The sequence below is a fragment of the Nocardia nepalensis genome (genome assembly GCF_048910785.1).
Lineage (GTDB): Bacteria > Actinomycetota > Actinomycetes > Mycobacteriales > Mycobacteriaceae > Nocardia > Nocardia nepalensis.
Window position 1 is genome coordinate 153,276 of the sequence record NZ_JBKBET010000031.1, and the last position, 16,554, is coordinate 169,829.

The 16,554-nt window shown below is 64.8% G+C and carries 16 protein-coding genes and 1 pseudogene; 13 read left to right on the plus strand and 4 right to left on the minus strand.

The annotated features are described in order from the left end of the window. Nucleotides 1-718 precede the first annotated feature (718 nt). The 7 genes and pseudogenes from ACHQ4I_RS25540 to ligD (ACHQ4I_RS25570) all read left to right on the plus strand — a co-directional run bounded on the left by ACHQ4I_RS25540 (nt 719) and on the right by ligD (ACHQ4I_RS25570) (nt 5,423). Nucleotides 719-1,462, plus strand: a complete 744-nt coding sequence (locus tag ACHQ4I_RS25540; RefSeq protein WP_420774374.1) for a hypothetical protein — start codon at nt 719-721, stop codon at nt 1,460-1,462. A 28-nt stretch (nt 1,463-1,490) separates the two neighbouring features. Continuing rightward, a complete protein-coding gene (locus tag ACHQ4I_RS25545; RefSeq protein WP_420774375.1) occupies nt 1,491-1,970 on the plus strand; it encodes a hypothetical protein in 480 nt (159 codons plus the stop codon). Between the two features lie 122 nt (nt 1,971-2,092). Beyond that, nucleotides 2,093-2,689 (plus strand): hypothetical protein, encoded by a 597-nt coding sequence (locus ACHQ4I_RS25550; protein WP_420774376.1) that lies wholly within the window; start codon nt 2,093-2,095, stop codon nt 2,687-2,689. Between the two features lie 19 nt (nt 2,690-2,708). Further along, nucleotides 2,709-2,885: pseudogene (locus ACHQ4I_RS25555) on the plus strand (ArsR/SmtB family transcription factor); the annotation flags it as partial. Between the two features lie 92 nt (nt 2,886-2,977). After that, complete coding sequence (locus ACHQ4I_RS25560) at nt 2,978-3,544, plus strand: DNA polymerase ligase N-terminal domain-containing protein (protein ID WP_420774377.1); 567 nt, start codon at nt 2,978-2,980, stop codon at nt 3,542-3,544. Beyond that, the gene (ligD, locus tag ACHQ4I_RS25565; protein ID WP_420774378.1) at nt 3,544-4,536 is read left to right on the plus strand and encodes a non-homologous end-joining DNA ligase; all 993 of its coding nucleotides are present in this window, start codon (nt 3,544-3,546) and stop codon (nt 4,534-4,536) included. Before ACHQ4I_RS25560 ends, ligD (ACHQ4I_RS25565) begins: the two co-directional genes overlap by 1 nt. After that, complete coding sequence (ligD, locus tag ACHQ4I_RS25570) at nt 4,536-5,423, plus strand: non-homologous end-joining DNA ligase (protein WP_420774379.1); 888 nt, start codon at nt 4,536-4,538, stop codon at nt 5,421-5,423. The genes ligD (ACHQ4I_RS25565) and ligD (ACHQ4I_RS25570) overlap by 1 nt, the downstream gene beginning before the upstream one ends. A 93-nt stretch (nt 5,424-5,516) precedes the next feature. On the opposite strand, the gene ACHQ4I_RS25575 is transcribed toward ligD (ACHQ4I_RS25570), so the two are convergent. Next, nucleotides 5,517-5,729 (minus strand): hypothetical protein, encoded by a 213-nt coding sequence (locus tag ACHQ4I_RS25575; RefSeq protein ID WP_420774380.1) that lies wholly within the window; start codon nt 5,727-5,729, stop codon nt 5,517-5,519. A gap of 100 nt (nt 5,730-5,829) precedes the next feature. On the opposite strand from ACHQ4I_RS25575, the gene ACHQ4I_RS25580 reads away from it, so the two are divergent. Together ACHQ4I_RS25580 and ACHQ4I_RS25585 are read left to right on the plus strand one after the other, a co-directional pair. Then, on the plus strand, nt 5,830-6,504 hold the full coding sequence (locus tag ACHQ4I_RS25580) for a TetR/AcrR family transcriptional regulator (RefSeq protein WP_420774381.1): 675 nt from the start codon (nt 5,830-5,832) through the stop codon (nt 6,502-6,504). Beyond that, entirely contained in the window at nt 6,501-7,292 is a 792-nt protein-coding gene (locus ACHQ4I_RS25585; RefSeq protein WP_420774382.1) for a nitroreductase family deazaflavin-dependent oxidoreductase, read from the plus strand. The genes ACHQ4I_RS25580 and ACHQ4I_RS25585 overlap by 4 nt, the downstream gene beginning before the upstream one ends. Nucleotides 7,293-7,358: 66 nt before the next feature. On the opposite strand, the gene ACHQ4I_RS25590 is transcribed toward ACHQ4I_RS25585, so the two are convergent. Both ACHQ4I_RS25590 and ACHQ4I_RS25595 read right to left on the minus strand, forming a co-directional pair. After that, nucleotides 7,359-8,264, minus strand: coding sequence for a formylglycine-generating enzyme family protein (locus tag ACHQ4I_RS25590; RefSeq protein ID WP_420774944.1), 906 nt, complete (start codon nt 8,262-8,264; stop codon nt 7,359-7,361). 45 nt (nt 8,265-8,309) lie between these two features. Beyond that, entirely contained in the window at nt 8,310-10,661 is a 2,352-nt protein-coding gene (locus tag ACHQ4I_RS25595) for an arylsulfatase (RefSeq protein ID WP_420774383.1), read from the minus strand. A gap of 260 nt (nt 10,662-10,921) precedes the next feature. On the opposite strand from ACHQ4I_RS25595, the gene ACHQ4I_RS25600 reads away from it, so the two are divergent. The 4 genes from ACHQ4I_RS25600 to ACHQ4I_RS25615 all read left to right on the plus strand — a co-directional run bounded on the left by ACHQ4I_RS25600 (nt 10,922) and on the right by ACHQ4I_RS25615 (nt 15,071). Then, nucleotides 10,922-11,623, plus strand: coding sequence for a hypothetical protein (locus tag ACHQ4I_RS25600; RefSeq protein ID WP_420774945.1), 702 nt, complete (start codon nt 10,922-10,924; stop codon nt 11,621-11,623). Between the two features lie 159 nt (nt 11,624-11,782). Then, nucleotides 11,783-14,029, plus strand: coding sequence for a serine/threonine-protein kinase (locus ACHQ4I_RS25605; protein ID WP_420774384.1), 2,247 nt, complete (start codon nt 11,783-11,785; stop codon nt 14,027-14,029). 214 nt (nt 14,030-14,243) lie between these two features. Next, nucleotides 14,244-14,870: a hypothetical protein gene (locus ACHQ4I_RS25610; RefSeq protein WP_420774385.1), complete on the plus strand. Its 627-nt coding sequence runs from the start codon at nt 14,244-14,246 to the stop codon at nt 14,868-14,870. A gap of 24 nt (nt 14,871-14,894) precedes the next feature. Beyond that, nucleotides 14,895-15,071 carry a hypothetical protein gene (locus tag ACHQ4I_RS25615; RefSeq protein WP_420774386.1) on the plus strand — a complete coding sequence of 59 codons (177 nt, stop codon included), beginning with the start codon at nt 14,895-14,897 and terminating at the stop codon, nt 15,069-15,071. Nucleotides 15,072-15,747: 676 nt separating this feature from the next. Here ACHQ4I_RS25615 and ACHQ4I_RS25620 read toward each other — a convergent pair. Beyond that, nucleotides 15,748-16,485, minus strand: a complete 738-nt coding sequence (locus ACHQ4I_RS25620; RefSeq protein ID WP_420774387.1) for a GntR family transcriptional regulator — start codon at nt 16,483-16,485, stop codon at nt 15,748-15,750. Nucleotides 16,486-16,554 lie beyond the last annotated feature (69 nt).

Consider the following 16,554-nt stretch of genomic DNA (forward strand, 5'->3'; position numbering starts at 1 on the left):
GTTCGGATCGGCAGCGTGGTGCTTCAACCTCGGCAGTGTCATCTGGTGCATCTGAGACCCGCACCTGAGAGCCCGTGGGAGAAGGGCTGAATGTCGTCTGAACAGTCCCGGAAAGCCATGCGCGCCAGGTAATCCGGGACTTCGACGAGAAGGCAGTTCGGCGGCCGCCACCTTGCCGGGCAGTCTGCCCGGCAAGGTGGCACGTCTGCGCCACGATCGATTCAATTCCTCCGCCGCGTCTCGTTGACGTGATGTGCCGCAAGGGCGCACCATCGAACCGAGCGTCCAGGCCATCCGCGATCCGAGGGTGCAGTCGTGGTCGCAGCTGTGAGCGTCTGCGGCTCACACCGAACAGAGACGGGGTCTGGCTGTGGCTCTCGGCGATCAGTACAACTTCCGGCCCCGCTTCGAGCAGGACACCCTCCCTTGCGAGGGCGAAGTGGGGGACATCTTGATTCTCACCCCATTACGCGAGGGTGATCGTGATCCTCAACCGCAGGGTTCGGCGAGCGTGTGGTTCTGCATCAGGGATCAATCGGCCGAAGAGCCGGCTGTCTGGGCCCGTGTCCAGTTCGACGGCATCGCTACATGCAAGGCACCCGTGCCAACACCCCCGCAGACTCACCCCACCCTGCGAAAAGGGTAGAGCGAGAAGAACCTCGCTGTTGCCCGAGTGCAGCCGGGTGGTGGCGAAAGATGCCGACTCGAGGAGACCAACATGGCCAAGTTCTTCATCGGAACGCCGTCTGACGAACTTGCGATACGCGCCGAGTCGCGGGGGCCGGCATTGGAGGCGCTGTCCGGCAACGACACTGGACTGCTCGGGTTCCACGGCGATCCCAGGCTGCAGGAAACGACTGTTGCCAGCGACGCGGGCAGGGCCGGCGTATTCGGTGCCAGCGAGAACGGTGCGGGCGTCCTCGGCTACGCGCGAGCCGATGACATGCCGGCGGTGTACGCGTTCGGCGGCTTGCTAGCGATCGCGCTCGGCAAGGACTTCGCGGCAGAGTTCCGCGGTGACGTGAAGGTGACAGGTGACATCCTGCTCGCCGGCGCGGACTGCGCCGAGCAGTTCGATGTGCGCGGCGGCAGTGAGATCGAGCCCGGGTCGGTACTTGTCATCGATGAGAGCGGCGGCTTGCGGCAAAGCGATATTGCATACGACACCAAAGTCGCCGGAGTCGTTTCGGGAGCCGGTGACTATCGGCCCGGACTGATTCTGGATAAGCAGTCTTCGTCCCCGGAGCGCTTGGCCGTCGCCCTGATAGGCAAGGTCCATTGCCGAGTCGACAGCGAATACGGCGCCATCGCGGTGGGCGATCTGCTGACCACCTCGCCGACACCCGGACATGCCATGAAGGCCAGTGATGCTAATCGGGCGTTCGGCTCAGTGCTGGGTAAGGCCCTGGCTCCGTGGGCGGGCGGGCGTGGACTGATTCCCACACTCGTGCTCTTGGGGTGAGTTCGAAAAACGTTGGAGGTGGTCGGGAATGGAACAGAGCACTGTTCGAGCATTCGCCGAGCGGGTCGGTAGGGGCGAACTCGGCCCGGATATCCAGGTTCGCTACCGCGTCTCCGGGGGCATGCCGAGCCAACGGCTCGACTGTGAGGTCGTCGTGGATTCCGTTGGTGGAGCGCGTATTTCACGCTTCGACGCACAGGTCGGCGACGAGGTCGAGCGCGAGTCGATTCCACCGGAGCGACTCGACGTTCCCGAGCTTCTACGTGCCGTGAGTCGCGGTCTCTACAGCTTGACGCCTGCCTCCGAACGTATGACTCGGTTGCCCGACAGCCTGCTCGGCTCTTTGACGATCGTCGTCAGCGGAGCTGAAGAATCCTTCCGTTTCGTACCCGAGCAAGAGCAGCGGGAAGTACTCGGCAAGGCTGTTGCGCCGTCGATGGATCGAGCGCTACAGAAGTTCTGGAACCTCGCCCTGGGGCAATCGCAATCGCAAGGAAACGGGTCATGAGAGACCTCAGCGTGCGGGGCGTATACCGCCGATACGTGGTGGAACCCGCCATTGAATTCTATGGAACCACTGACCCGGCGATTGTAGGAGACCCCAAGAACTTTCGGGTCAAGAAGGACATCATGGCAGGAGGCCTCGGTTCCCTCAGAGCGCAGCTGGAGAATTTGGCCAGGGTCCAGGTTGGGCCCGCCGATTGGTATCAGACCGTCTGCGACGACATTGTCGGGAAGGTGGAGTTCACGCAGACGTGGACGCACATAGACGTGCGAATTCAGCTGGTTCCGGATTCGGGCATCACACCCTCGGTCATCGGCTCGCTGCAGAGCGTTTGGCAGACCGGTATCGAGTCGACATGGAACAACCCGGCCAGGCTGCCCGGCGCGGCTCCGCAACAATGGAAGTGCGCACGAACCGACGAGGTCCCGTGTCGAGTTTCATTCCGAGTGCACTGGGTAACCACGGGCACGGATCTGCGGGTCTTCGTACACAACGGACCCGGCAGGTCAAGCGAATCCAGTTGGTACACAACAGATCCGGGTTCGACCGCAGCCCACGAATTCGGGCACATGCTGGGCCTGCCCGACGAGTACGCCGACCCGGACGGTTGCCCGGATCGAGCACCCGTCGGGACAGGAACCGTCATGGACAACACCTCGAATTTCGTGCCGCAGAGGCTCGTTCAGTGGGTGGCCGACACCATCGGATCAAATCTGCAGTAGCTCGCGACGACGGACGGTAGCTCGCGCCGCGGTCAGCCAGCACCTGGCCGAACTCCGCTTCACCGTACTGGTCGAGACCCGCCGCGACGGTCGCCACGTCATCTACCGCATCCGCGACGGCCACCTCGCTCGACTCGTGCGAGAAGGACTCAACCACGCCGACCACGTCGTCACCGGCGAACCCCCGCACATCTGACAGCCGAACACCTCATCCGGACACACCGCCGGCGACCGCTTGTCGGTGTACCGCGACGGTTTCCGGTTTCGTGCAGCGGGTAGGGCCTGGATATGAGCTTGGCTGAGTACCGGAAAAAGCGGTCGGGCCACAGTCCCGAACCCCGCGGACGGCGGCGCCGGGGGGCGCGCAGAGCGCCGCATTTCGTGATCCAGCACCACGCGGCGAGTACCGATCACTACGACTTCCGGCTCGAGATCGATGGCGTGCTGGTGTCCTGGGCGGTGCCGAAGGGGCCATCGACAAACCCGAAGGACAAACGGATGGCCCGCCGCACCGAGGACCACCCGTTGGAATATGAGACGTTCGAGGGCGTCATTCCCGAGGGCGAATACGGCGCCGGGCGCGTCATCGTGTGGGACCGCGGGACGTACGACAATGACAGCCCACACGCGATGGCGCAGTCTCTGGAGCGAGGGCACCTGTCGTTCACGCTCGACGGCGAGAAGTTGCGCGGCGGCTACGCGCTCACCCGCATCCGGCAGGGCAAGGGCGAGACATGGCTGCTGGTCAAGAAATCCGACGCCGACGCCGACGCGCGCCGTCGACCGGTGCGCAGTCAGCCGGAATCGGTCTTGTCCGGACGGACCCTTGACGACTTGTCGCAATCGGAGTCGTGATGATTGATGGCTTGCCGGAGGAATTGCGTGCGGCGATGCGTGCCGAGACCGTGCCCGCTTGGCGGCCGCCGACGCTGGCCACGCTCACCGATAAGCGCTTCTCCGATCCGCACTGGATCTTCGAACGAAAACTCGACGGCATGCGCTGCCTGGCTTTCCGCAACGGTGAGCGGGTGCGGCTGCTGTCGCGCAATCGGCAACCGCTGGACGGCACCTATCCCGAGGTTCTCGACGCGCTCGCCGCACAGAAATCGTCGCGGTTCGTCGTGGATGGCGAGGTCGTGGCATTCGAGGGACGACGGACCAGTTTCGCGCGGCTGCAGCACCGCCTGGGCATCACCGACCCGGATGAAGCCAGGGCGACGGGAATCGCCGTCTTCTACTACCTGTTCGATCTTCTGCATCTCGACGGGTATACGACCACCGAGATACCGTTGCTGTGGCGAAAACGACTGCTGCGCAACGCATTTAATTTCAACGATCCGCTGCGCTACTGCCAGCACCGAGTCGGCGACGGCGAGGCCGCCTACCGAGCGGCGTGCGCACGCGGAGACGAGGGCGTAATCGCCAAGTCGGCCGACTCGCGTTATGCCGGACGCCGCTCGACCGACTGGCTGAAATTCAAATGCGTACGAGACCAGGAATTCGTGATCGGCGGCTACACCGCACCGCGCGGCAGCCGAATCGGGTTGGGAGCGCTGCTGGTGGGCTACCACAGCGGACGCGACCTGGTCTACGCGGGCAAGGTGGGCACGGGCTTCGACACCGCGACACTGCACAGCCTGCACGACCAGCTGTCGGGCATCGAACAGCACAGCCCACCGTTCACCCGAGACCTGGTCCGCCAGCCCGATGCCCGCTGGGTGCGACCGGAGTTGGTAGCGCAGGTGGCATTCACCGAATGGACCCGCGACGGCAAACTGCGCCACCCGCGCTACACCGGACTGCGCATCGACAAGAACGCCGACGACGTGGTGAAGGAGACTCGCTGATGGCACGCATCGACATCGAGATCACCCACGCCGACCGGGTACTTTTCCCCGGCGACGGCATTACCAAAGGTGATCTCGTGGACTACTACTCCGAGGTGGCAGAGGTGATGCTGCCGCATCTGAGGGGGCGGCCGCTGGCCGTGCGGCGGTATCCGCGCGGCATCGACGAACAGGGCTTCGTCCAACAGGACTTCGCCGACTCGTCGATGCCGGACTGGATGACGCGCGCCGAAGTTCGCAAAGAAGGCGGCACCGTCGTGCATCCCATCGCCGACCGCCGCGAGGCACTGGTGTGGCTGGCCAACCAGGACTGCATCACCCCGCACGCATGGCTGTCCCGAGAGGGCGACACACCCGATCGACTAATTTTCGACCTGGACCCCTCCGACCGGGACTTCGACGCGGTACGAGCAACCGCCCGCATGTGCGCCGACGTTCTGGACGATCTCGGGCTGGCCACCTACGTCCAAACCACCGGATCGCGGGGCCTGCACGTCGTCGCACCGCTGCGGGCCGACACCGACTTCGATACCACACGCCGGTTCGCGCGTGCGGTCGCCGAGGTGGTCGTCGACGACGATCCCGCGCAGCGCACGGTGGAAATCCGCAAGGACAAGCGCGGTGATCGCGTGTACATCGATGTCATGCGCAACGCCTACGCGCAGACCGCCGTCGCCCCGTATGCGGTGCGGGCCCGCCCCGGCGCCCCGGTGGCCACCCCGCTCGAGTGGCACGAGTTGGACGATCGCGCAATGCAACCCGACCGCTTCACGATCCGAGATGTGCCCAAACGAATCGCCGAACACGGCGACCCCTGGGCCGACATGCAGCGACACGCCCGCTCTCTCACCCGACCCCTGCAGCGGTTACACCCCGATCAGCCTTGAGCTTCCCGCTCCGCCCATCGGTATCCAAAGGCTGTCATTGGACTTTCGATTTCCGCGCGGACATGCGGACCGTGGCAACAGCGCCGTTCTCCCTCAGGTTCGGCGGTTGATCGTGCGGCGCCGGGTCGCGGCACGATAGGCGCCGTAGTGGCCGAAAAGGACTGCCACCACCAGGATTGCGACACCGATAGCACCTAGCCACGGGTAGAGGGCAGCTCCGACCGCGGTACCGATGAGGACGTGCGCGGCAAGGGCGATGCCGAGCACGACGATCACGATGACAGTGCGGGTGCGGCTGGTAATCATGCACTTCTCCTGGTTTCTAGTCTGTTATGAGCACTCGCTCACTACGTCTGCTATTGTGAGCGCATGCTCATAACTGTGTCAACGCGCGTGCGGGGCGCCCATGCCTAGGCCACTGCCGCCAGCTGTCATGGCCACGACCGGCGGTGATCCGGATGCGGTGCGGGCGCACATCCTGGCCTCCGTTCGGCGGGTGATCGACACCCGAGGGCTTGCGGCAGCCTCGACCCGGGCCATCGCCGAGGAGGCCGGGCTGTCCGGCGGCGTGCTGTACAACTACTTCGGCAATCGGGTCGAACTGGTGGCCGCGGCCGTCGTGGATCGCGCCGCGACGCTGACCGACGCCGTCGGCGAACTCGCGGAGCGGGCCGGCCGGGACACCGTCGCGCAGAACCTGTGCTGGTTCGTCGACCGGGCGGTGCGAGTACTCGACGACCTGGTGCCCCTATTGGCGGCAGCGTTCTCCGACGAACGACTGATGTTGGAGATTCGCGCGCAGATCGCGCGACTGCCGGCGACCCGGCCGCTGGTCGATCCGCCCGGTGTCGTGGAGCGGTACCTGCGGGCCGAGCAACGCCTCGGCCGGGTCCGCCGCGATGCGGACTGCGCATCCGTCGCACATCTGGTCGCGGCGACCTGCCACGACGACGCATTCCATCGCCATCTCGCCGGAACCGGCACGCCCCGCCGCTCACATGAGCCGGAGATGGTGCTGCTCGCCGAATCGATCACCCCGGACCAAGACGCCACCGAGACAACAGGAGAGAACCCGTCATGATCACAATCGCGATCGTCGTCGCGGTGGCCGGTGCCGCCGCAGCCGTACTGGCCATTGTTGCTCGCACGGTATACACGGCACACCAGCGTCCAGAGCCCCATCGGCACCGGTCACCGCTGCGGCGACCCATCCTGGCCGCCGTCGGCCAAGCCATCAGGTTGCTGCTGCGAAGCGGAATCCGGCTCGGGCCGGTGATGATGCTGACAGTTGCGGGCCGACGTTCCGGAGTCCCGAGATCGAACCCGGTCGACGTGTTCGAACACGACGGGCGCCGCTGGCTCATCGCCACCCACACCGCCGAGGCCGCCTGGGTGCACAACCTGCGGGCCGCGGGGCGCGGATCACTGACGCGGGGACGCCGACTGGTCGAGTTCACCGCCGCCGAGGTACCGGCCGCCACCGCCGCCACCATCCTCGAATCCGTGGCCGGACCACGGCTGTCCAAACCGATCGGCGGACTTGTGCTGCGCCAAACCCTCGGTCTCGACACCGAATCCGGTCCCGGCGATTTCGCCCGTGCCGCAGCCGACCACCCGGTCTTCGAACTGCACACCACCGCCGACACCCGGACCGCCTCCCCGGCGCGGGACCGCGCACTGCCCACCCTGCTGATCGGAACGGGCGTACTCGTCATCCTGGCCCACGCGCTACTCGGCATCGCGAACGTGTTCGGCACCGGCCAATGGCTCAGCGGCATCGTCATCGGCGCGCTCATCGCCGGGTTGGGCAATCACCTCCGTATCTTCGGCACCACATCCCAACACGCCGACACGCAAAGCCATCACTGAACCAACCCAGTCCACGCCAGTTGCCCGAGGCGCCGTTTCCACGCTCCTCGACAGCACGTCCGTCCGTCACGACTCACCGTCGCGCACAACGCATCGGAAGCCGAGGTGGCAGGTGGCGGTGTCCTCGGTCTGACCTTGTCGGGCGGCGGGCCGGTAACGCAGGCAGTAGTCTGCCGCGCACAGGTACGAGCCGCCCTTGATGATGCGGCGTGGAAAGCGTTGCGGCGCTGTCGATTCGGGTGTGTCCACGTGCGGGTTGCGTGGAGCACAGCAGGTCGGCGTCGGGTGCTGAGGGCGGAAGTAGTCGGTGGTCCACTCCCAGACGTTGCCGGTCATGTCGTGCAGGCCATAACCGTTGGGTGAATAGGTACCGACCGCTGTGGTGCCGGGTATCCGGGTCTGCCCCCGGCCGGGGTGGAATTGCCAGGGAAAGGCGCCGACCCAGATATTGGCCATCCGCCGGCCGGTGGGTTCGAACTCCTCGCCCCAGGCGTAGGTGGCCCCGTCCAGTCCGCCGCGAGCGGCATACTCCCATTCGGCCTCGGTGGGCAGCTGTTTGCCGACCCAGGCCGCGTATGCCGCCGCGTCGGCATAGGCGACCTGGGTGACCGGGTGGCGGTCGAGCCCGTCGAGTGTGCTGCCGGGCCCGTGCGGGTGGCGCCAGTTCGCCCCGGGGAAATATCGCCACCAGCGGCGCCAATTGTCCAGCGGCACTGGTCCTCTGGTGGGCCGGAACACAAGTGCGCCGGGTATCAGGCTCTCCGGTTCGGCGTCCGGGTAATCCTCGGCCGCGGGGGTTCGTTCGGCGATCGTGACGTAGCCGGTCTGCTTCACGAAGCGCCGGAACGCGGCGTTGGTCACCGGGTGCGAATCGATCCAGAACGGATCGACCCGCACCCGGTGCACCGGCCGCTCTTCGGGGAAGAAGTCGTCCGACCCCATCGCGAAGTCGCCGCCGGATATCCGGACCATGCCGCGGCGTAGATCGGCGCGGATCACGGTAGCCATGGACCTCCCTCAGTCGCGCGAAAATGCCGCGGCCGCAGCCATTTCCAGATCCTGATAGGGTTTGCCGCTCACGTCCTCGATGACCTGGTGCATGGTTCCGCCGGTGAACGGGAACGGTGAGCGGTAGCGCGTGGAAACGGACTGACCGCTGTCGCGGCCGACGCGGATTCCCTCCCCGACGCCGGAGAACACGATGGGTTGGGTCCGCATGTCCTCTAGTGAGCCGACCGGATTCTCATCGATGTACAGGACGGCCTCACCGGTGGGTGTGAAGTTGTCGGGGCGGGTTCCCTGGCGTTCGTACCGGATCCCGAGGATGTGGTCGCCCAGCGGTACCGTTCGATCGGAGACGATGGTCTGCTCTTCCTCGCCGAGGAAGTTGTAGGTGTAACAGAGATGGCCGTCCTTGACGTACAAGGTGTGTCCACCGAGTCTGCCGCCGTGGGCGAAGAGCACCCCCTCGGCATCGGCACTGTCGATCGTCGCCTCCGCGAGCAGCGCGAACGACCGTCCCTGAATCTCCAGCGCCGCACCGGGTCCCACCTCCGCGACGCCCGGATAGTAGACAGCGCTGTCCCGCTTCGCGCCGTAGGTCGGGCGGTAGCGGGTCATCATGGAGATGACGTCGAGATCGTTCAGCGGCATGCCGTTGTATTTCTCGGCCTCGGAGAACCACAGCGCCTTCATCTCCTCGAGCTTCTCGGGATGAACGTCGGCAAGGTCGTGCATCTGGCTGCGGTCCTGCTCGATATGGAACAGTTCCCAGCGGTCCTGGTCGAAATGTCCCCAGCCGGACGGGCATGCCGCGTGAATGGTGTCGGCGAACCACCCGCGATGCCAGATCCCGCGCGTGCCCAGCATCGAATAGAACTGCGTGTGCTTGCCGACGTCCGCGTTCGGGTCATCGAACAACGCCCGGAAATTGACCCCTTCCAGGGGCCGTTGCTTCACATTCTTCACCGTTTCCGGGGGCGTGATGCCGAGCAGGTCGTAGACGGTCGGGGTGATATCGCAGACGTTGAGGTACTGGTGGCGCAACTCGCCGCGGGCCGCCATCCCGGCCGGCCACGACATCAGGCACGGGTCGGCTATGCCGCCTTCGTGCGAGGCATATCGCTTGTACAGCTTGTACGGGGTGTTGAACGCCATCGCCCACCCGATGCTGTAGTGGCTGTAGGTGGTCGGCGAACCCAGCTCGTCGAGCTTGCCCAGACTGTCCTCGATCGTGTCGAGGTAGCCGTTGAAGAACTTCATCTCGTTGGCAGTGCCGTTCGGACCGCCCTCGCCGCTGGCGCCGTTGTCCGAGAAGGCGACGATGATGGTGTTGTCCAGCTGGCCGCTTTCCTCGAGATAGTCCAGCAGTCGGCCGATCTGCGCGTCGGTGTAGGACAGGAATCCGGCGAACACCTCCGCCTGCCGCCGGAACAGCCGCTTCTCGTCCTCCGACAGCGAATCCCACGCTCGCACCGTGTCCAGCATCGGCCACGGCTTGCCGTCTGCGCTGGTGACATTCGCGTACGGATTCATCGGCGACAGTTCGGTGTTCTCGGGCACCAGACCCATGCGCTTCTGGTTCTCCAGCACGATCTCGCGATACTTCTCGTAGCCCATATCGAACCGGCCGCGGTACTTGTCGGCCCATTCCCGTGGCACGTGGTGCGGCGCATGCCCGGCGCCCGGGCACAGGTAGGTGAACCACGGCTTGTCGGGGGCGACCACCTTCGCGTCGCGAATGAACTCGATCGCCTTGTCGGCCAGATCCTTCGACAGGTGATATCCGTCTTCCGGTGGGTACGGCTGCGGGATCGGGTGGTTGTCGTACACCAGATTCGGATACCACTGGTCGGCCTCTCCCCCGAGGAAACCGTAGAACCGCTCGAAACCGCGTCCCAGCGGCCAATGCCGCTTGGACGCGGCCAGATTCTCCTCTTCCAGCGGTGTCATATGCCATTTGCCGACCGCGTACGTATTCCACCCGCGTTCGGCGAGAACTTCCGAGCACAGTGCGGTTTCGGCCGGTATGCGACCACACATGCTCGGGAACCCGTCGGTGAACTCCTCGATGGTCGCCATCCCGACCGAAGTCGCATTCCGACCGGTCATCAAGGAGGCACGAGTGGGTGAACACAGGGCGGTGGTGTGGAACTGCGTGAACTGCAGACCACGATCGGCGATGCGCTTCATATTCGGCATCTCGACCAGACCGCCGTAGCAGTCCCAGGTGCCGATCCCGATGTCGTCCCACACCAGGTACAGCACATTCGGGGCGCCCTTCGGTGCCTTCGGCTCCGCGAAAGGTCCCCAGTCGGGCTCCGAATCACGTATATCGAGCGCGATCTTTCCCTCGAACTTCCTGGCCATACTCCACCTCCGGTAACGAGAGCTGTCCGTTCGCCATTGATCCTGTTGTCCTCAACTGCCCCAGTAGCGGTACCGCATCCGCTGCGGAAACCCCGCCTCCACGCACCCCAGCATTCTCTCAGCAACCACGACATGGCGGGTCGATGGGCGATATTTTCCGGAAATGCCGCATTTGCTCGGCGCGCGGAACCTGACGCCACGCCGTGACCCGCGAAAACACCCCCGCTGACGCGTCGTTTTGCCAGAATGACGCCATGCCTATGTCATCCGCGCAACCATCCGGATCGACGCTGCGCCAACTGTCCACCCCGAGAGCCGCCGCCGGCGCGGGGATCGTTTTCGCCATTCTGTTCGGCATCATTTTGGTGCTCCTTCGCATAAGAATGCCCGAGCGCGTTGGGGATTCGAGCGGATGGCTGAACGGCCAGCGTTCCGGCATCGAAATCGCTACCGTGCTGATGCCGTTCGCGGGGATCAGCTTTCTGTGGTTCATCGGTGTAATGCGTGACGGGTTCGGACGCCTCGAGGACCGGTTCTTTTCCACGGTCTTCCTGGGCAGCGGACTGCTTTTCTTGGCGATGATGTTCGTGGCCACCGCGGTCGCCGCCGGTTTGACCGCCACCAAACAGGGCGTTGCCGACCCGCGTGCACACCTCGAGGTGATCGAATTCGGCAAGATGATGATGCTGTCCGCCAGCAAGACATACGCACTGCGAATGGCTGCGGTGTTCATGATTTCGCTGGCCACCATTTGGCTGAAGACGGGGTTGATGCCGCGCTGGTTGGTGGTGATCACCTATCTGGCCGGACTCGCGCTGCTGATCGTCAGCGAGCTCTCGATGTGGGTCACGCTGGCCTTTCCCGCCTGGGTGCTGATTGTGAGCGTCCTGCTGCTGGTGTGGGCGCGGCGCATCGAAGAGCTTCCCGGCCAGGAGGCTTCTACTGACACAGCGGGCGATTGAACGAAATCCCTGAGGCGATGGCGTCATTAGTCATCGGGGCCGGGGGTGGACAAATAGACACAAGGGCGTAAGGCTGTTTGTGAAGTGCCGGTTACTCGCCGGAGGGATCCAATACCCGTCGGTGCGGGGCCGCGATCAGCCACTTCGAAGCGAGCGACGATGGATGAGGACCTCGGCGCGAGCGCACTCGGCGCCGGTGCGACCCGCGCGACGGCAACGCAGACCGCGTTGACGACTCTGGTTGCCCAGTTCGCCGGAGACTGGCAATCATCGAGCGAACCACCCGATCTTTCCGCCCACCTGCCGATCGAGCCCGCGCTGCGGCGGACCACGTTGATCGAACTGATCAAAGTCGATCTGCACGAACGGTGGCAGCGCAGCGACGACGCGCTGCGCCTCGCCGACTATCGCGAACAGTTCCCGGAATTGGCCACTGCCCCGCTGCCGCCCGATCTCATCTATGAGGAGATCAGTGCCCGCAGCTGCCGCAATGACGTCGACCTCACCGAGTACGAGCACGACTATCCGACCCAGATGGCCTGCATCACCGAGACTTTCGATGTCGGCGGTCTGCGCAGCACACTGCTGGCCGACCCCACGGCCGTCGATGCTCTCGACTCCATCAATACCGGCGCATCCGTCGACGATTTCGATCTACTGCTGCCGTTGGGCAGCGGCGCCTTCGCGCGCGTATTCCTGGCTCGGCAGCGATCGCTGAGCCGACTGGTGGCTGTGAAGATCTCCCGCGACCGCGGCGCCGAACCGCAGACGCTGGCCCAGCTCGACCACGACTACATCGTTCGTGTCTTCGATCAGCGTCAGCTCGCCGAACAGCATCTGAAGCTGATGTACATGCAATACGTGCCCGGCGGCACCCTGTTGGGCGTGCTGCGACTGCTGAACAGCACCCCACCGGAGCGGCGCACCGGCAAGCTGCTGCTGCAGGCCATCGACTCCGCGACCGCGACCGGCGGCGTGCTCGAGCCCCAGCCCTCGCCCGCGCGCGCGGAACTGGAACAGCTCACCTGGCCGGAAACCGTGGCCTGGCTGGGCGCCCGCTTGGCCGCCGCGCTCGACTACGCCAACCACCACGGTGTGCTGCACCGCGACATCAAACCCGCGAATGTGCTGCTGACCGCCGATGGCCAGCCCAAACTGGCCGATTTCAACATCAGCTTCAGCCGTCACCTACCCGGCGCGAATCCCGTCGCCTACTTCGGCGGCTCCCTGGCCTACATGTCCCCCGAACAGCTAGAGGCCTGCCATCCCAACCTGGCGACCACTGCCGCCGATCTCGATACCCGCAGCGACCTCTACTCGCTGGCGGTGGTCCTGTGGGAGCTACTCACCGGACGGCGGCCGTTCGACGACGGGAACATAGTCGGCGAATCGGAGCAATCGCTGCAGGCGATGATCGATCGACGCCGCCGGCCCGTCGATGCGTTGGAGGCCGACCTTCCTCCCGACTGCCCGGCCCTACTGTGTCATGCACTACTGACCTGCCTTGCGCCCGACCCCGCCGACCGCTATCCCAGCGGCGCCGAACTCGCCCAGCGACTCGAATTGAGCCAGGACCGGGTGGCCAGAGACCTGGTCGACCCGCCCGCACACAGCCTGCGGGCACGGCTGCGCATGCGGCCGATTCCGGTGGTGCTTCCGGCGAGCATGATCGGCCAAGTCGCGGCCGGACTGTACCTGTCGGCGCACAACGTCCGGCTGATCCAACTCCAACTGGGCTCCGAGGCTGCGGGGCGGCTGACCCACCTGGGCTACGTGGTGATCGGGATCTCCTATCCGGTCGCCATCGCCGGACTGCTGTACTGGTGCCGCAATGTCTTCCTGGTGCCCGACGGCCTGCGCCGGGGCAAACACTTCGACGAGACCACCCTCGCGCGTGCGCGCGCCGACACCCTCGCCTGTGCCGACCGGATCGCGGCAGTCGCGTTCACCGGATGGATCCTGGCCATGGGTATCTTCCTGGTGAAGCTGCTGTCGCTGGGGCCGATGCCGGGCGGGCTGCTGGCGAATTTGATCGCCTCGAGCCTCGTCGCAGCCACGGTGGCGGTCGTGTACACCTACTTTCCGGCCACCTTCTTCGTACTGCGCTGGTACTACCCGGGTTTGGTCGCCGCCGGGCACCTCTCCCCCGACGATGCCATCCGGCTGCATCGGCTTATCCAGCGCAGCCGCATGTATCTCGGTGTGGCAGCTTCGGTTCCGCTGATCGGCGTTCCACTAGGGCTGATGTTCTTGACTCCGCAACAGCAGCACACGGTGATCGGCTCGATGGTAGCCCTCTGTGTCGGTGGGCTTATCGCCTTCGCCGTCGCCCTGCGCACCTTCTACGCCCTGCAATCGGATCTGGTGGCCCTCAATCGCATCGTGAGTCCCCATTCTCACGCCTGACCGCGCGTTGACTGCCGAACGAATCCGGATACAGCACAGCGTGACTCGGGCGGAACAGCGCCGCGTCCGGTGCTCGCAGCCCGCGGGCCGAGCCGATTCCGGTAGCTCTCGGCGTTCACGTGCCGGTGCCGAAAACAAGCTGACAGATTGACAATGAGTGTAGCGATGTAACACACTCTCGGGGCTTATAGGTCATCGGAAGAGAGGCTGGCCAGTGACCGATAATGCTCGTGCGGCGCTGGAGTTGGTTCGGGACTCGAGCCAGTTCAAGTGGTATGTGATCCCGCTACTTCTCATCGTCCTCTACGTGTATGCCACCGAGGTGGAGCGCCGGAACTGGAACGTGTTGTTCGGCGGGCTGGCGCTGTGGGGGATGGACTGGTTCAACGAGATCTGGAACGCCCTGGTCTTCCACGGCACCGGTCGTGCGCCGGTATGGGGCGCGACCGGGCCCACCGCCTATCAGATCCTGATCGGCCTCAATATCGAGATTTGCTTCATGTTCGCGATCATGGGCGTGGCCGCCGCGAAGCTGTTGCCGCCGCGCGAGATACGCGTCTTCGGGCTGCCCAACCGCCCGGTGTTGGTGGCAGTGAACGCGGCGCTGGCTGTGGGCGTCGAGATCGTGCTCAATAAGATCGGCGTGCTGACCTGGGATTGGTCCTGGTGGCAGGCGAGCTTCCCGCCGCTGATCTGGCTGATCGGTTACGTGCCGTTCTTCGCGGCCTGCTTCTGGGTGTACGATCTGCCCACGGTGCGCGCCAAGGCCGTCGTCGTGGGCGCGATCCTCGGAATCGACGCGGTGGCTCTCATTGTTTTCGGATCACTGGGATGGTTGTGAAAACTGTCGGCGGACGATGACGAGGTGCTGGCGATCGACCGCGTCGGCCGATTCTTCACCATGGATCACGCGCTCAGCGCGCCTCGAGAGTGGAACTGGAGCACCCGCTACGGCACTCCACTGTGGCCCGGCCCCGGCAACGGCGTGCACGTCCAAGACGTCGTGCTGAGTGAGAACGTACGGAGACCCGGAGATATGTAGGTGAATTTGGAGGAACCTACAAAAAGATCCGGCTCAACTGCGCCATCCTTCGTACTTTTTGTTCCTAGCTGCGCCGTTGGCGAAGGGGTGTACTACTTACCGCAAAGGTTCGCCGCCGGACCAGCAGGCCTCAGAAAACCAGTCTGCGCGGTTACCGTGCTGGATAGCTGCCTCAGGTAGACCCTACCTATGCGCGGCACCGCTTCCTGATCATCGAATATTGCCGATTGCCAGGCGTGGGTTTCACAGCCGGAAGGATCGAAAGGTGCGACGCGCGATTACGGACCGAACCCCTCGGGTCCCGCATCCCCCGGCGGTGTCCAGCAGGTGACATTTCGTTCGATGTCCGACCGCACCACAGGGCAGAAGTAAAGCGATGGAATGCCATGTAGCAGTCCAGTTTCCGGGTTGGCCGCCGTTGCACTATTGGGCCGACTCCGTAGCGGCGCACACTTTTGCGAAGGCGATCTATGCGATGAGACTGGCTACGGTTCTGATCGATAGAGATATGCGCAAGGCTCTGCAGCCCCTGCCTTGTCAGCAGCTCTGGACATGAGCTCACATCGGAGCCGAACATGGTCGGTGCCGATATGTTCGAACAATATGCGGCAGAGGCCGTGCCGATCGCTCAGCCGTTCAGGTGCTCAGTGATTCACATGGCCAGCGGCTCGGGCGGTCAGCGACTCAGCACCGTCGTATCGAAGTAATGCCGCGAGGCCCGGTACACATGCCGACCCATTTCGATCGGGCGTCCGGAATCATCGAAGGCGACCCGCTGCATCGTCAGCAACGGTGCATTCGCGCGCTCCTCCAGTAGCTGCGCCTCGGCCCGGGTGGCGCTGCGCGCACCGATCCGCTGGCGCGCCAGTGCGATGTGAATCCCCTTGGCCCGCAGGCATTCATAGAATCCGTGCAGTTCGAGCTGGTCGGGCGCGGGCGCGAATTCGGCGGGGACGTAATTGGTCATGACGGCCAGCGGCTCGGTCCCGGCCCGGCGCAGCCTGCGGAAGGTCACGAAGCGGGCGTCCTCGGGCACGCCGAGTTCCTTGGCGATATCGGCATCCGGCGCACCGAGCTGATAGTCGAGTAATTCGGTGGTCGGCTCCTGCCCCGCAGTGAGCAGGTCGTCGTAGAGGCTGGTCAATTCGACCGGGCGACGCACCTGATTCTGCACCACCTGGGTGCCCACCCCGCGCCGGCGCATCAACAGCCCCTTATCGACCAGCGCCTGGATCGCTTGACGAGTGGTCGGCCGGGATAGATTGAGCCGTTTGGCCAGATCCAGCTCGTTCTCGATGCGGTCACCCGGTGCGAGCCGACCTGCCAGGATCGCGTTCTCGATGCCTTGTGCCAGTTGAAAATACAGCGGGACCGGGCTCGTGCGGTCGATCGCGACATCCAGTGGCGCTGGCATCGGGGCTCCTCGGGGCGGGCGCTGGTCAACGCCGTTTCCTCCACTCTAGGTCACTACGCACTGTCTCGC

Coding starts and splice junctions, on each gene's coding strand:
- ACHQ4I_RS25540 (WP_420774374.1), top strand. CDS start 719: ATGGCCAAGTTCTTCATCGGAACGCCGTCTGACGAACTTGCGATACGC.
- ACHQ4I_RS25600 (WP_420774945.1), top strand. CDS start 10,922: ATGTCATCCGCGCAACCATCCGGATCGACGCTGCGCCAACTGTCCACC.
- ACHQ4I_RS25575 (WP_420774380.1), bottom strand. CDS start 5,729: ATGATTACCAGCCGCACCCGCACTGTCATCGTGATCGTCGTGCTCGGC.
- ACHQ4I_RS25605 (WP_420774384.1), top strand. CDS start 11,783: ATGGATGAGGACCTCGGCGCGAGCGCACTCGGCGCCGGTGCGACCCGC.
- ACHQ4I_RS25595 (WP_420774383.1), bottom strand. CDS start 10,661: ATGGCCAGGAAGTTCGAGGGAAAGATCGCGCTCGATATACGTGATTCG.
- ACHQ4I_RS25585 (WP_420774382.1), top strand. CDS start 6,501: ATGATCACAATCGCGATCGTCGTCGCGGTGGCCGGTGCCGCCGCAGCC.
- ligD (WP_420774378.1), top strand. CDS start 3,544: ATGATTGATGGCTTGCCGGAGGAATTGCGTGCGGCGATGCGTGCCGAG.
- ACHQ4I_RS25560 (WP_420774377.1), top strand. CDS start 2,978: ATGAGCTTGGCTGAGTACCGGAAAAAGCGGTCGGGCCACAGTCCCGAA.
- ACHQ4I_RS25550 (WP_420774376.1), top strand. CDS start 2,093: ATGGCAGGAGGCCTCGGTTCCCTCAGAGCGCAGCTGGAGAATTTGGCC.
- ACHQ4I_RS25545 (WP_420774375.1), top strand. CDS start 1,491: ATGGAACAGAGCACTGTTCGAGCATTCGCCGAGCGGGTCGGTAGGGGC.
- ACHQ4I_RS25620 (WP_420774387.1), bottom strand. CDS start 16,485: ATGCCAGCGCCACTGGATGTCGCGATCGACCGCACGAGCCCGGTCCCG.
- ligD (WP_420774379.1), top strand. CDS start 4,536: ATGGCACGCATCGACATCGAGATCACCCACGCCGACCGGGTACTTTTC.
- ACHQ4I_RS25580 (WP_420774381.1), top strand. CDS start 5,830: ATGCCTAGGCCACTGCCGCCAGCTGTCATGGCCACGACCGGCGGTGAT.
- ACHQ4I_RS25590 (WP_420774944.1), bottom strand. CDS start 8,264: ATGGTCCGGATATCCGGCGGCGACTTCGCGATGGGGTCGGACGACTTC.